This window comes from Streptomyces flaveolus, assembly GCF_044765825.1.
GTDB lineage: Bacteria > Actinomycetota > Actinomycetes > Streptomycetales > Streptomycetaceae > Streptomyces > Streptomyces flaveolus.
Genome location: NZ_JBIWKU010000004.1, coordinates 166617 through 180314 on the forward strand (window position 1 = coordinate 166617; position 13698 = coordinate 180314).

Consider the following 13698-nt stretch of genomic DNA (forward strand, 5'->3'; position numbering starts at 1 on the left):
AGTTTTGCCCGCGAGGCAATTTTGTTGCCTCACAGGCAAAACAGGGTCGGTCCCCGGCGGCTAGCGGTTCGCCACCGCCTGCCTGACCAGTGTCTTCCCGAAGTCCCACATCAGGCCGCCGCCGTTGTGCGCGTCCTCCATCACCTCGGTGAAGGCGTCGATGAAGCGGTCCACGTCCGAAGTGTCGATGATCAGCGGCGGGATCAGCTTGATCACCTCCAGGTGGTCGCCGGACACCTGCGTCAGGATCCGATGCCGTTGCAGCAGCGGCACCACCACCATCTGCGCGAACAGTCCCTTCCTGGCGGCCTGCAGCATCGTCCAGCGGCTGCGCAGCCTCAGCGACCTCGGCCGGCCGAACTCGATGCCGATCATCAGTCCCCTGCCCCGGACGTCGGCGATCAGCTCGTAGCGGTCCACCAGCTCCGTCAGCCGGGTCTTGAGGCGTTCGCCCACGGCGGCGGCGTTCGCCACGATCTCCTCGTTCTCCATCACCGACAGCACCGCGAGCCCGGCGGCCATGGCCTGCGCGTTGGCCCCGAAGCTCGCCGAATGGACCAGCACCCGGTCCATCGAGGAGTACACCTTCTTGAAGATCCACTCCTTGCCCAGCGTGGCCCCCACCGGCACATAGCCGCCGGACAGCGCCTTGGCCACGCACACCAGGTCCGGCTCGACGCCGTCCTCGTGCTGGTAGGCGTAGAACTTCCCGGTCCGGCCGAGGCCCGTCTGCACCTCGTCGGCGATCAGCAGCGCCTTGTGCCGGCGCAGCAGCTCCTGCGCGGCCCGCAGATAGCCGGGCGGGGCCTCGTGGACGCCCTTGCCCTGGATCGGCTCGACGATCAGCGCGGCCACGTCGCCCTTCATCAGCTCGCGGGCCAGGGTATCGAGGTCGCCGAGCGGCACGACGGTGTCCGGCAGCAGCGGGGCGAAGCCGTCCCGGAAGCCGCTCTCGCCGTTCACGGACAGCGAGCCGGTGGTCAGCCCGTGGAAGGCGTGCGTGCAGTAGAGGATCCTTTGCCTGCCGGTCGCGTACCGGGCGAACTTCAGCGCGGTCTCCACGGCCTCCGTGCCGCTGTTGCCGAAGAAGACGCGGTCCAGGTGGGGGCTGTAGGAGAGCAGCCGCTCGGCCAGCAGTCCGGGCAGCGGCGGGCAGTCGAAGCGGGTCAGGTCGGCCAGCGAGGCGTCGAGGACGTCGTGCAGGGCCTTGCGGACGACGGGGTGGTGGCGGCCCAGGCCCATCACGGCGAACCCGGCGAGCATGTCCAGGTAGTCGTTGCCGTCCGTGTCCCAGAAGTGCGCGCCCTCGGCCCGCTCGTACACCTTGTCGAAGCCGATGGTGCGCAGCATGCGCGGCAGTTGGTGGTTGAGGTGCTTCGCGTGCAGCTCGTACCGCTCGGCGCCACGCTCGGCCAGCAGCGCGCCGAGGTCGAACTCCTTGGTCATTCAGTTCTCTCCTTGCCCTGGCATGACGATCCGGCCGCCCCCGGCCGCTTCCCGTACGGTCGGGCTCGCGCTGATCCGGCCGGCGATCTCGACCGGGGTGAGGCCGATGTCGGCGAGCACCTCGGCGCGTTCGGCGTGCGCGAGGAACTGTTCCGGGATGCCGAACCGCCGTACGGGTACGTCGACTTCGGCGTCGCCCAGGGCCAGCGCCACCGCGGAGCCGACCCCGGCGGCGCGGCTGTTGTCCTCGACGACGGCGATGACGTCGTGCTCGGACTGCTCGCGCGAGGGATAGCCGGAGAGCACGCCCTTGCCGCGCAGCTTGGAGGCGTTCTGACGACCTGTCAGGAGATTGTGGACGTAGCTCTGGTGGCCGGTGTCCCACAGGATGCGGTCGGCCGGTGACTCGGAGACCCGGTGCGGGGCGACGGTGAGTTCCACCACGCCGAGGTCGGGTCCGAGGTGTCCGCCGGTACGGGCGACCGAGTGCACCAGGAAATCGCGTATCGCGTCGGACAGTTCGCCGAGTTCCGCCTCGGACAGCGCCTTCAGGTCGTGTGGTCCCCGGATGCTCTCCGGAATCGTCACGCTCGGGCCCCCTTCGGTTCGTGCTGCTCAGCTCACGGTGACGGCCGGCTCCCCCGACGCGCCGTCCTTCTCCATCTGCTCGGCGATCCGCATCGCCTCGTCGATCAGCGTCTGAACGATCTTCGACTCGGGCACGGTCCTGACGACCTCGCCCTTGACGAAGATCTGGCCCTTGCCGTTGCCGGAGGCAACGCCCAGGTCGGCCTCGCGGGCCTCGCCGGGGCCGTTGACCACGCAGCCCATGACGGCGACGCGCAGCGGCACCTCCATGCCCTCCAGACCGGCCGTGACCTCCTCGGCCAGCTTGTAGACGTCCACCTGCGCCCGGCCGCAGGACGGACACGACACGATCTCCAGCCGGCGCTCCCGGAGCCCGAGGGACTCCAGGATCTGGATGCCGACCTTGACCTCCTCGACGGGCGGTGCCGACAGGGAGACGCGGATGGTGTCGCCGATGCCCTGGGAGAGCAGGGCGCCGAAGGCGACGGCCGACTTGACGGTGCCCTGGAAGGCGGGGCCGGCCTCGGTGACGCCGAGGTGCAGCGGATAGTCACACTGGGCGGCGAGCCGGCGGTAGGCCTCGACCATGACGACCGGGTCGTTGTGCTTCACGGAGATCTTGATGTCCCGGAAGTCGTGCTCCTCGAAGAGCGACGCCTCCCACAACGCGCTCTCGACCAGGGCTTCCGGGGTGGCCCTGCCGTACTTCTGGAGCAGGCGGCGGTCCAGGGAGCCCGCGTTCACGCCGATGCGGATCGGGGTGCCGTGGTCCTTCGCCGCCTGGGCGATCTCCTTGACCTTGTCGTCGAACTGCTTGATGTTGCCGGGGTTCACCCGGACCGCGGCGCAGCCCGCCTCGATGGCGGCGAAGACGTACTTCGGCTGGAAGTGGATGTCCGCGATCACCGGGATCTGCGACTTCTTCGCGATCACGGGGAGGGCGTCGGCGTCGTCCTGCGTGGGACACGCCACACGCACGATCTGGCAGCCGGAGGCCGTCAGCTCGGCGATCTGCTGGAGCGTCGCCCCGATGTCGGACGTACGGGTCGTCGTCATCGACTGCACCGACACCGGGGCCCCGCCCCCCACCGCCACCGGCCCGACCTGGATCCGCCGCGACATGCGCCGCTCGGCGATCGGCCGGACCGGTACCTCGGGAACGCCCAGGGAGATGGCGGTCACTACGTCAGTCCCGGTTCCCGGAGACCGTCTCCCGCATGGCCCGCAGGGACTCCTTGAGGGAGCCCATGGTGGCCAGGACGGCGGTGGGCTCGTAGCCGCAGTGCGCCATGCAGTTGGCGCAGCGCGGGTCCTTGCCGCGGCCGTACTTGTCCCAGTCGGTCTCCTCGATCAGCTCCCGGTACGTGGGCACGTACCCGTCGCTCATCAGGTAGCAGGGGCGCTGCCAGCCGAAGAGGGAGTAGTTCGGGATCGCCCAGGCGGTGCAGGGGAAGTCGACCTTGCCCTCGAGGAAGTCGAGGAACAGCGGGGAGTGGTTGAGCCGCCAGCGGGCCCGGTTGCCGCCCGAGAACGCCTTCTTGAACAGCTCACGGGTCTGCTCCACGCCCAGGAAGTGCTCCTGGTCGGGCGCCTTCTCGTAGGCGTAGGCGGGCGAGATCATCATCTCGTCGACCTTGAGGTCGTCGTTGAGGAAGTTGAGCACCTCGACGATGGTCTGCGGGGTGTCGGTGTTGAAGAAGGTCGAGTTGGTGGTGACCCGGAAACCGCGTCGCTTGGCCTCCTTGATGGCCTCCACGGCCTCGTCGAACACCCCCTCCTTCGCCACGGACTCGTCGTGCCGCTCACGCAGCCCGTCGATGTGCACCGCGAACGCGAAGTACGGCGAGGGCGTGAACTTGTCCATCTTCTTGCGCATGAGCAGGGCGTTGGTGCACAGGAAGACGTACTTCCGCTTGGCCACCAACTGGCGCACGATCTCGTCGATCTGCGGGTGCATCAGGGGTTCGCCGCCGGCGATGGACACCATCGGCGCACCGGACTCGAGCACCGCCCCCACGGCCTGGGCGACCGGCATGCGCTGCTTGAGCACCCCGGCCGGGTGCTGGATCTTGCCGCATCCCTCGCACTTCAGATTGCAGGCGAACAGCGGCTCCAGCTCGACGATGAGCGGGAACTTGTCCCGCCGCCGGAGCTTCTGTTCGGCCAAGTATGTAGCGACCTTGATGGACTGGCGCAGCGGCATGGCCATCTGGGCTCACCTCCTGGGGAGCAGCAAAGAACGGTGCCATTCGAAAAATGCGGGAAGTACGGACCGGAGGACGCGGAAAGCCGATATTCCACCGCGCACGGTGCCGATCCGGACGAGTTCGTGTTCGGGAGCGTCCACGACCACCCGGACGGCCGCAACGGGGCGCGGGCCCGTACGGACGGCGCTCAGGAGCGTGGCGGCGGACTCCATGTCGACGGCGATCGCGCCGGTCGCGAGCAGGTCGGCGCGTTCGGCACCGCGGACGACGTGGTCCGAGCCGGTCAGCGGCCCGGTGTGGACGGTGCGCCCGGGCACGGCACGCACCAGCTCCTTGACGAGCCGGTCGGTCCCGACGCACCCGACCGCGCCCCGCGGGTCCCGGGTCTCCTCGGCGACGACCAGGTCGCCGGGGTGCATACCGGGGGCGAGGCCCGCGCAGAAGCCCGTGGCCAGTACGGCGGCGTCGCCGAGCGCCGGGCCGGCCAGGACCCGGGCGAGGGAGCGCTCGGCCGCCTTCGGTCCCATGCCGGTCCGCAGGACCGTGACCGGCCCGGCGGCCCCGCCTCGGTCACCGGCGCGCAGGGCGAGGTGCTCGATGCCGAGCGCGCAGGCGATCAGCAGCGGGGCCGGTCCGGGCTGTGCGCTCATCAGCTCCCCTTCGCCTCGGTCAGCGACTCGGCGAGTGCCTGGACCGTGCGGGGCGCCTTGGCGAAGGGTTCGCCGTGGACGTACCGGCCGAGCGCGGTGAGCGGGAACACCTGCCGGTAGAGGTGGTAGTTGATGGAGAAGTCCCAGGGGAAGCCGGTGCCGGTGAAGTACGGCTCGTCCCAGGAGCCGTCCTCCCGCTGGGTGGCGGCCAGCCACTCGACGCCGCGCTCGACGGCCTTGGAGTCCCTCTCCCCGGCCGCCAGCAGGGCCATCAGGGCCCAGGCCGTCTGCGAGGCGGTCGAGGCGCCCTTGCCGCTCCACTCCCTGACGTTGCGGTAGGAGCGCAGGTCCTCGCCCCAGCCGCCGTCGTCGTTCTGGACGGACTCCAGCCAGGTCACCGCGCGGCGGATGGCCGGGTGCGAGGCGGGGATGCCCGCGGCGGTCAGGGCCGGGACGACGGATCCGGTGCCGTAGACGTAGTTGACGCCCCAGCGGCCGAACCAGGAGCCGTCCGGCTCCTGCTCGGCGAGCAGCCACTGGATGCCGCGCCGGGTGCGCGGGTCGTGGGCGAGGCCCTCGACCGCGAGCATCTCCACGACGTGCGCGGTGACGTCCGCGGACGGCGGGTCGATCACCTCGCCGAAGTCGCAGAAGGGCAGCCGGTTGGGGAAGGGGCTGGTGTTGTCGACGTCGAAGGCGCCCCAGGCACCGTTCTTCGACTGCATGCCGAGGTTCCAGCGCACCCCGCGGCCGATGGCCTTCTCCGTGCGCTCCGGGTCGTGGTGCCGGACGCGGCGCAGGGCGAGGACGACCTCGGCGGTGTCGTCGATGTCGGGGTAGTTGTCGTTGTGGAACTCGAACGCCCAGCCGCCGGGCGGGAGTCCGGGCCGCTTCACCGACCAGTCGCCGGGCCGCACGATCTGCTCGCCGAGCATCCAGTCCGCGGCCTTCACCAGCTGCGGGTGGTCGGCGGGCACCCCGGCGTCGGCGAGCGCGATGGTGGCCAGGCAGGTGTCCCACACCGGGGACTGGCAGGCCTCGATCATCCGGGCCCCGTCCTCGCGCCACACGGCGAAGCGGTCCAGGGACTTCAGGCCGGCCCGCATGACGGGGTGTTCGAGGTCGTAGCCGAGGAGGTACAGGGCGATGACCGAGTACACGGCCGGGGGCTGGATGCCGCCCCAGCATCCGTCGTTCTCCTGCCGTTCGACGATCCAGCGGGCGGCGGTGTTCATCGCCGCCCTGCGCAGCCGTTTCGGTGCCACCTTGCGGTAGGCGTGCAGGGCCTTGTCGATGCGCTGGAAGGCGCCGTCCCAGCTGGCCGCCGGGGCCAGAGGCCGGGGCGGGGCGGGGCGGGCGGGGTCGGTGTGCAGTTCGTCGAGCGGGAACGGCGCCGGGCGCACCGGGCGCTTCGCCGAGACGATGGTCAGCGGCACGATGGTCTGCCGGGCCCAGCAGCCGAAGTCGTAGATGTTCAGCGGCACCCAGGTCGGGAACCAGATCAGCTCCGGCGGGAGTTCGGGCAGGTCCTCCCACTTCCACCAGCCGAACAGGGCCAGCCAGATCCGGGTGAAGACGCGGGAGGCGGCGATGCCGCCCTGGGCCCGGACCCATTCCGCTGCCTTCGCCATGTGGGGGGCGTCGGGGGCGTCGCCGGCCAGGCGGAGGGCGACGTAGGCCTCGATGGTGGCGGACAGGTCTCCGGGGCCGCCGTAGAAGGTGGCCCAGGTGCCGTCCTCGCGCTGCTCGCCGCGGATGAAGAGGGCGGCGGCGCGGGTGGTCTCCTCGTCCTGGATGCCGAGGAACTGACGCAGGAGCAGGTCCTCGGCGTCCATCGTGACGTTGGTCTCGAGGTCGCCCTTCCACCAGCCCTCGGCGTCCTGCCGGGAGAGCAGGAAGTCGGTGGCGCGCCGCGTCGCGCGGACGGCGGCTTCGTGTACCCCGGCCGCCGCGGCGGGGCTCGTGATGTCGGCTGTTTCGCTGGCCGCGGCTGCGCGGGACGGGAGGGCCGCCCCGGTGCTTCCGTCGGTCGTCGCTGTCATGGCTTCCCCTTCGTGCAGTGTGCAAGTGGTGCGTCTGCTGTGGGTCCGCCGTCGGCCGGTGCTGTGGTTCCCGCGACACCGGCCGGCGACTACGCGAGGGCTATTCGACCGATAGTGATCATCTCTTTCGTACGACGACGAAGTCCGCGAGCGCCGTGAACCGGTCCCGTACCCGGTCGGGCATGTCGACGGTGCCGAGGGCTTCGATGGCGATGGTGTGCTGGCGGCGCGCCTCGTCGGCGGTCCACTCGCGCCCGCCCGCCTCCTCGATGAGGGCGGCACGGGCCGCGAACTCCTCCTCGGAGAAGTTCGCGAAGTCGCTGCTCTTGGCGTCGGCGGCGAGGATCTCGCCGAGCCGCTCGGAGGCGGGGCCGCCCGCGGCCAGGGCGGCCACGACCGGGAGGGACTTCTTGCGCTGGCGCAGGTCGCTCCAGGTCTGCTTGCCGGTGGCGTCCGGGTCGCCCCAGATGCCGAGGAGGTCGTCGACGGCCTGGAAGGCCAGGCCGAGGTGGTAGCCGTAGGTCTCCAGCGTGTCGGCGGTGTGCTCGTCGGCGCCGCCGAGGACCGCGCCGATGGAGCTGGCGGAGGCGAGCAGGGCGCCGGTCTTGTTGCCCTCCATCTCCAGGCACTCCTCGACGCTGACGCGGTCGCGGTGCTCGTAGGAGATGTCCTGGGCCTGACCGTCGATCAGGGCGCGGGACGCGCGGGTCAGGCGGCGGGTGGCGCGGCCGGCGTCGACGGTGCCGAGTTCCAGCAGCACCTCGTTGGCCAGGGCGAACAGGGCGTCGCCGACCAGGATGGCCTGGGCGGGGCCGTGCACCTTCCACACGGTGTCCCGGTGGCGGCGCTGTTCGTCGCCGTCCATCAGGTCGTCGTGCAGGAGGGAGAAGTTGTGCACCAGCTCCACGGCGACCGCGCCGGGCACCCCGACCTCGGGCGCGGCACCGGTGACCTCGGCGGAGAGCACCGCGAGCGCGGGACGGACGGCCTTGCCGCCGTCGCCGTCCGCGGGGTTGCCCTGGGCGTCGATCCAGCCGAAGTGGTAGGCGGCGACGGTGTCCATGGGGGGCGCCAGGCGGTCGACGGCCGCTCGCAGGACCGGCGTGGCCAGCGTCCGGCCGCGCTCCAGCAGCGCGGCCACGTCCACCGTGGTCCGTCGATCGGCCTTCGGGGCCGGGGGCACAGTGGACACAGTCTCTCCTCCAGTTGCGGTACCGGGAGTGCGGGAGTCGGTCCCACGCGGATCGGTTCTCATGCCGCCTCCTCGAAATCGGGAAGGCGGTCGCGGGACCGGCCCAGGGCGGCGAGCGCGGCTCCCGCCGCCCCGACACCGCTGCGGACGGCACTCTCCATGGTCGCGGGCCACCCGGTGGCGGTCCACGCACCGGCCAGGTACAGGCCGGGTGCCTTGGTACGGGCGCCGGGCCGGAGCCGGCCGACACCGGGGGCCGGCGCGAAGGTCGCGGTGCGCTCCCTGGTCACGAAGAAGTCCTTCACCTCGGCGCCCCGGGCGCGGGGCAGCAGCCGCTCCAGTTCCGGCAGGTAGCGCTCGCGCAGCGTGGCCACGGGTGTGTCGATCTCGTCCTGCGCGGTCGACTGGGACAGCGCCAGGTACTGACCGTTCTTCAGGCCGGAGGCCTCGGTGCGGTCGAACACCCACTGCACCGGGGTGCCGAGGGCCGTGAGGAAGGGCGTGGCGAGCACCTTCCGGTCGTAGATCACATGGACGTTGAGGATCGGAGCGGTGCCGATCTCCAGCAGCTGCCCGGGAGCGTCGAGCGCGCCCGGGGGCAGGAGTTCGTGCGCCTCGCGCTGCGGTACGGCGAGGACGACGGCGTCCGCCAGAAGCGTTTCGCCCGGAACCTGAACGCTCCACTCCCCATTCCCGTTCATGAAGACGGAGGTGACGCGTGTACGGACTTCGGTACGGACGCCCGCGGAGTCGAGCGCCTTGCGGGCCAGCCGGTCGTGCAGTTCACCGAGCGGGACGCGGGCCCAGCCGATGTCGGCCGCGCCCGGGTCGGACAGCAGACCGGTCTTGAACACCATCGCGGCGAGCCCCAGCGAGGCGTCGCCCGCGGCCGCGTTGAGGGTGGCGACCCCGACCAGGTCCCACAGGGCCTCGACGGCACGCGCCGACTGACCGTGCGCGGTCAACCAGCTGCCGAAGTCCTGGCTGTCCAGCGCCGGATCGGTGAGGTCGAGCCCCTTGAGCGCGAGCGCGGCGCGCCCGACCCGGGCGCGCTCGGCGAGCGAGAGGTGCGGATACGTGGCGAGGCTGCGCCCCAGGTGCAGGGGTACGGGCAGCGCGTCGCGCCGCAGCCGGCCGAGCCGTCGTCCCTCGGGCCTGGCCAGGTCGACGACGGGCACGTCGAGACGTTCCTGCACCGGAGCGAGCGCCGTCCCCTCGATCCGGTCGAGGAACCAGCGGTAGGCGGTGCAGCAGCGCAGATACACATGCTGGCCGTTGTCGACGGTCAGGTCGCCGCGCCGGAAGGAGAAGGCGAGCCCGCCCAGGCGCGGCCGTCCCTCCAGCAGGGTGACGCGGACCCCGGCGTCGGCGAGGGCGAGCGCGGCGGTGACACCGGCGAGTCCGCCGCCGACCACGACGGCGTGTCTGCCGGCCGGGACGGCGGAGACGTCCGTGAGCGGCCCGTCGTCACGCGTGCCGTTGCCGTGGGTCATCGTGCACCTTTCCCTGCCCGGTCGCCGTGGTGTGTGAACGCTGTACGGCAGACCGTCTCAGTCAGGGACGCCGCCCGCCACCGGAGGGTTGCCCGCCGTTCTGCGCCGTGCGTGCCGCCGTGGACCGGTGTGCCGCTCACGGGCGCCTCCTGCCGGACCGCCGGACCACGTGCCGGGTGTCCAGTCCGGACAGGCCGCGCACGGCGACGTACGCCTTCTCGCGTCCGGGCAGCGAGACCCGGCCGCGCAGCACGGCCTCCGGGTCGCGCTCGATGCGGTCCAGGAGGCGGCGGTAGATGCCGGCCATGGCGGCGACACAGGCACCGCTGCGCCGGTCGAGCATCGGGAGCAGCCGGTACCCCTCGGCGAAGAGGGCGCGGGCCCGGCGCACCTCGAAGTGCACGAGGCCCGCGAAGTCGGAGCCCTCCGGTGGCACCGGCCCGGCGAACCCGGCCGAGCAGCCGAACTTGGCGAGGTCGTCGGCGGGCAGGTAGGTGCGCCCGCCCTCCGCGTCCTCGCGGACGTCCCGGAGGATGTTGGTGAGCTGGAGCGCGAGCCCGAGCGTGTCGGCATACTCGGGCGCGCGCTCGGCGCCGCGCGCCCCCGGTTCGGTGCCGAAGACACCGAGCGAGAGGCGTCCGATGGCACCGGCCACGCAGCGGCAGTAGACCTTCAGGTCGTCCCAGGTCTCGTAGGTCTCGCCGCGCAGGTCCATCTGGACGCCGTCGATCAGTTCGTCCAGTCCGCCCAGCGGGATCGGGAACTGCCGCGCGGCGTGGGTGAGGGCGACGGCCACCGGGTCGGTGTCGTCCTCATCGACCGCGCCCTCGTGGACACGGCCGAGCAGGGTCCGGGTCTCCTCCAGCCGGGCGACCTTGACGTCGGCCGCGAGATCGCCGTCGCCGATGTCGTCGACGCGGCGCGAGAACGCGTAGAGCGCCGACATCGCCCGGCGCTTGGGCGTCGGCAGGAGCCGGATGCCGTAGGCGAAGTTCCGGGCCTGCTGTCCGGTGACGGTCTCGCAGTAGCTGTACGCGGCGAGTACCGGTGCGGACACGTGTGCTGACGACTCCACGGTCCGGATCACCCCTTTCCTCGCAGGGTCGCGCCCACCTCGCGCAGCAACCGGACCTTACCGGGCTTGGGCGGGCCGGGCAGTACGTCGTGTCCGGTGGCGGTGATCGCCCCGAGGGCCGCTCGTCCCCCGGCGACGAATCCGGCGAGCAGCAGCCTCAGCCTTCCGTGGACGCTGCCCACCAGGGGGGCGCCTTCGTTCAGCAGTTCGCGGGCGCGCCCGGCCTCGAAGGCGATCAGTGCGCGCACCGACGCGCCCGCGGTGGGTGCGGCGAGATCCGCCTCCTGGACGTGGAAGCGCACCATGTCCTCGGCGGGCAGGTAGACGCGGTCCCGGGTGAGGTCCTCGGCGACGTCCTGGAGGTGCTCGACGATCTGCAGGGCGGTGCAGATCCGGTCGGAGTGGCGGATCCGCTCGGGGGTCGAGGTGCCGGTGACGGCGAGGACGAGGCGGCCGACCGGGTTGGCGGACAGCTCGCAGTAGGCGAGGAGGTCGTCGTAGGTCTCGTACCGGCCGACCAGCTGGTCCTGGCGGTTGGCGGCGATGAGGCCGAGGAAGGGCTCGGGGGTGAGCGAGCGGCGGCGCACGGTGGGCTCCAGGCGCCGCAGCAGGGGGTGGCGGGGCGTGCCGTCGAAGACCCTGCGCAGGTCGGCCTCGAAGGCGTCCAGCATCAGCAGCCGGTCGTCGGCGCGGTCCTCGGGGACGCCGAGGAGGCGGGCGTCGGCGCCGCCGGGGGCCAGGTCGCCGTCGCCGATGTCGTCGACCAGACGGGCGAAGCCGTAGACGGCCATGAGGTCGGTGCGCCAGTCGCGGGGCAAGAAGAAGGGGGCCACGGGGAAGTTCTCGTTCGCGGCCTTGTCGAGCGTGCCGCGCTCCGGATCGACGGCGTGCGCCGTGTCGGTCACCGTCATCGCCGGCTGCCCGGGACGGGGACGGCGCACGCTTCGCGGGGCAGGGGAGTTTCCGTAGCCATTGCCGTCACATCTCCCGTTCTACACTGCCGACCCAATACACACTATTTCGGACACGCCGCCCGGCCGCCCGTGCGGCAGGCCCGCTCAAGGGTGACGGGCATTATCGCCCCATGTGCCGCGTTTCGGGACCGGTACAGCTTACGTTGTACAACTCACCGAGATCCGCCGGGGTGCTCTGCGCATCACCACAACACACCGAGCGGCTTCAAGATTCCTCATCCGGCCAGGAGTTGACGCTTCCTTTGCAGACGCGGGGCCCCGCCGGAACAGTTCCGGCGGGGCCCCGGCGTGTCGGGCTACTTGCCCGTGAACTTCTCGTACTCCTTGAGGACCTCGTCGGTCGGCCCGTCCATGCGCAGTTCGCCGCGTTCCAGCCACAGGACACGGTTGCAGGTGTCGCGGATGGACTTGTTGTTGTGGCTGACCAGGAAGACCGTGCCGGCCTCCTTGCGCAGCTCGCGGATGCGCTCCTCGGAGCGCGTCTGGAACTTGCGGTCACCGGTGGCCAGCGCCTCGTCGATCATGAGGACGTCGTGGTCCTTGGCGGCGGCGATGGAGAAGCGCAGGCGGGCGGCCATGCCGGAGGAGTAGGTGCGCATCGGCAGGGTGATGAAGTCGCCCTTCTCGTTGATGCCGGAGAAGTCGACGATGTCCTGGTAGCGGGCCTTGATCTCCTCACGGGTCATGCCCATGGCGAGACCGCCCAGGATCACGTTCCGCTCGCCGGTCAGGTCGTTCATCAGGGCCGCGTTCACGCCGAGCAGGGAGGGCTGGCCGTCGGTGTAGACCTTGCCCTTCTCGGCGGGCAGCAGGCCCGCGATGGCCCGCAGCAGCGTCGACTTTCCGGAGCCGTTGGAGCCGATCAGACCGATGGCCTCGCCCCGGTAGGCGACGAAGGAGACGCCCCGCACGGCGTGCACCTTGCGCACGCCCCGCTCCTGACCCCGCTTCACGATGCGGCTGAGGGCCGCGGTGGCGCTGCCCTTGCCGGTCTTGGCGCCGTTGACGCGGTAGACGATGTGGACGTCGTCCGCGATGACCGTCGGCACCCGCTCGCCCTGCTGCTGCTCAGCCACGGCCGTACCTCTCCTCCGCCTTCCAGAAGTACACGAAGCCGCCGGCCACGGCGAGCACGGCCCAGCCGGCCGCCACCGCCCACACGTGCGGCGGGAGATTGCCGGAGCCGTAACCGTCGATCAGCGCGAAGCGCATCAGGTCCATGTAGACGGCCGCCGGGTTCCACTGGAGCACGTCGGCGATCCAGGACGGCTTGTCCTTCAGCATGATCGGGATGGAGAACATGACGCCGGAGGCGTACATCCAGGTCCGCATGATGAACGGCATGAGCTGCGCCAGGTCCGGCGTCTTCGCCCCCATCCGCGCCACGATCAGCGCGAGACCGGCGTTGAACAGGAACTGCAGGGCGAGCGCCGGAATGATCAGCACCCAGGACAGCGTGGGATAGCTGCCGAAGGCCGCGGCCACGATGAAGAGCACGATCATCGAGAAGAGCAGCTGCTGGAGTTGCTGGAGCGCGAAGGAGACCGGCAGCGAGGCGCGCGGGAAGTGCAGGGCCCGCACCAGCCCCAGGTTGCCGGAGATCGCGCGCACGCCCGCCATCGCCGAGGACTGCGTGAAGGTGAAGACGAAGATCCCCGTCACCAGGAACGGGATGTACACGTCCTTCGGCATGCCCCGGCCCGCGTTCAGGATCAGGCCGAAGATCAAGTAGTAGACCAGGGCGTTCAGCAGCGGCGTGGCCACCTGCCACACCTGGCCCAGCTTGGCCTGGCTGTACTGAGCGGTCAGCTTCGCCTGGGAGAAGGCGAGGATGAAGTGCCGCCGCCCCCAGAGCTGACGGACGTACTCGACGAGGGACGGCCGGGCGCCGCTCACGGACAGCCCGTACTTGGCGGCGAGCCGTGCCGCCGTGAGGCCCTCGTCGGGCGACACGGGCCTGGTCATCGCGACCGTGCCGTCGTGCGTTGTCTCACTCACTAGTGGAAACTTTCGTCTTCGTCGATCGTGGCC

Annotated in this window: 13 protein-coding genes; all 13 read right to left on the bottom strand. The window is 71.0% G+C overall.

Annotation, left to right across the window (positions count from 1 at the left end):
- Nucleotides 1-60 precede the first annotated feature (60 nt).
- Complete coding sequence (locus tag ACIRG6_RS14025) at nt 61-1446, bottom strand: aspartate aminotransferase family protein (RefSeq protein WP_403322684.1); 1386 nt, start codon at nt 1444-1446, stop codon at nt 61-63.
- Entirely contained in the window at nt 1447-2034 is a 588-nt protein-coding gene (locus tag ACIRG6_RS14030; RefSeq protein WP_403322686.1) for a 1-deoxy-D-xylulose-5-phosphate synthase N-terminal domain-containing protein, read from the bottom strand. It abuts the gene before it with no gap.
- A 27-nt stretch (nt 2035-2061) separates the two neighbouring features.
- The gene (ispG, locus tag ACIRG6_RS14035; protein WP_403322688.1) at nt 2062-3216 is read right to left on the bottom strand and encodes a flavodoxin-dependent (E)-4-hydroxy-3-methylbut-2-enyl-diphosphate synthase; all 1155 of its coding nucleotides are present in this window, start codon (nt 3214-3216) and stop codon (nt 2062-2064) included.
- A gap of 4 nt (nt 3217-3220) precedes the next feature.
- A complete protein-coding gene (gene hpnH / locus ACIRG6_RS14040) occupies nt 3221-4243 on the bottom strand; it encodes an adenosyl-hopene transferase HpnH (protein ID WP_239764607.1) in 1023 nt (340 codons plus the stop codon).
- Nucleotides 4244-4249: 6 nt separating this feature from the next.
- Nucleotides 4250-4891 carry a phosphorylase family protein gene (locus ACIRG6_RS14045; protein ID WP_318215395.1) on the bottom strand — a complete coding sequence of 214 codons (642 nt, stop codon included), beginning with the start codon at nt 4889-4891 and terminating at the stop codon, nt 4250-4252.
- A complete protein-coding gene (gene shc, locus ACIRG6_RS14050) occupies nt 4891-6933 on the bottom strand; it encodes a squalene--hopene cyclase (RefSeq protein ID WP_364824192.1) in 2043 nt (680 codons plus the stop codon). The genes ACIRG6_RS14045 and shc overlap by 1 nt, the downstream gene beginning before the upstream one ends.
- Nucleotides 6934-7051: 118 nt before the next feature.
- Nucleotides 7052-8116 carry a polyprenyl synthetase family protein gene (locus ACIRG6_RS14055; RefSeq protein ID WP_350715553.1) on the bottom strand — a complete coding sequence of 355 codons (1065 nt, stop codon included), beginning with the start codon at nt 8114-8116 and terminating at the stop codon, nt 7052-7054.
- A 68-nt stretch (nt 8117-8184) separates the two neighbouring features.
- Nucleotides 8185-9618, bottom strand: a complete 1434-nt coding sequence (hpnE, locus tag ACIRG6_RS14060) for a hydroxysqualene dehydroxylase HpnE (RefSeq protein ID WP_350715282.1) — start codon at nt 9616-9618, stop codon at nt 8185-8187.
- Nucleotides 9615-9758 carry a DUF6380 family protein gene (locus tag ACIRG6_RS14065; RefSeq protein ID WP_229869778.1) on the bottom strand — a complete coding sequence of 48 codons (144 nt, stop codon included), beginning with the start codon at nt 9756-9758 and terminating at the stop codon, nt 9615-9617. The genes hpnE and ACIRG6_RS14065 overlap by 4 nt, the downstream gene beginning before the upstream one ends.
- Nucleotides 9755-10705, bottom strand: a complete 951-nt coding sequence (gene hpnD / locus ACIRG6_RS14070; protein WP_364684031.1) for a presqualene diphosphate synthase HpnD — start codon at nt 10703-10705, stop codon at nt 9755-9757. Before hpnD ends, ACIRG6_RS14065 begins: the two co-directional genes overlap by 4 nt.
- Nucleotides 10702-11604: a squalene synthase HpnC gene (gene hpnC / locus ACIRG6_RS14075; RefSeq protein ID WP_364684033.1), complete on the bottom strand. Its 903-nt coding sequence runs from the start codon at nt 11602-11604 to the stop codon at nt 10702-10704. The genes hpnD and hpnC overlap by 4 nt, the downstream gene beginning before the upstream one ends.
- A 359-nt stretch (nt 11605-11963) precedes the next feature.
- Nucleotides 11964-12743 carry an ABC transporter ATP-binding protein gene (locus ACIRG6_RS14080; RefSeq protein ID WP_189231623.1) on the bottom strand — a complete coding sequence of 260 codons (780 nt, stop codon included), beginning with the start codon at nt 12741-12743 and terminating at the stop codon, nt 11964-11966.
- Nucleotides 12736-13665 (bottom strand): ABC transporter permease, encoded by a 930-nt coding sequence (locus tag ACIRG6_RS14085; RefSeq protein WP_364684035.1) that lies wholly within the window; start codon nt 13663-13665, stop codon nt 12736-12738. The genes ACIRG6_RS14080 and ACIRG6_RS14085 overlap by 8 nt, the downstream gene beginning before the upstream one ends.
- Nucleotides 13666-13698: the final 33 nt, after the last annotated feature.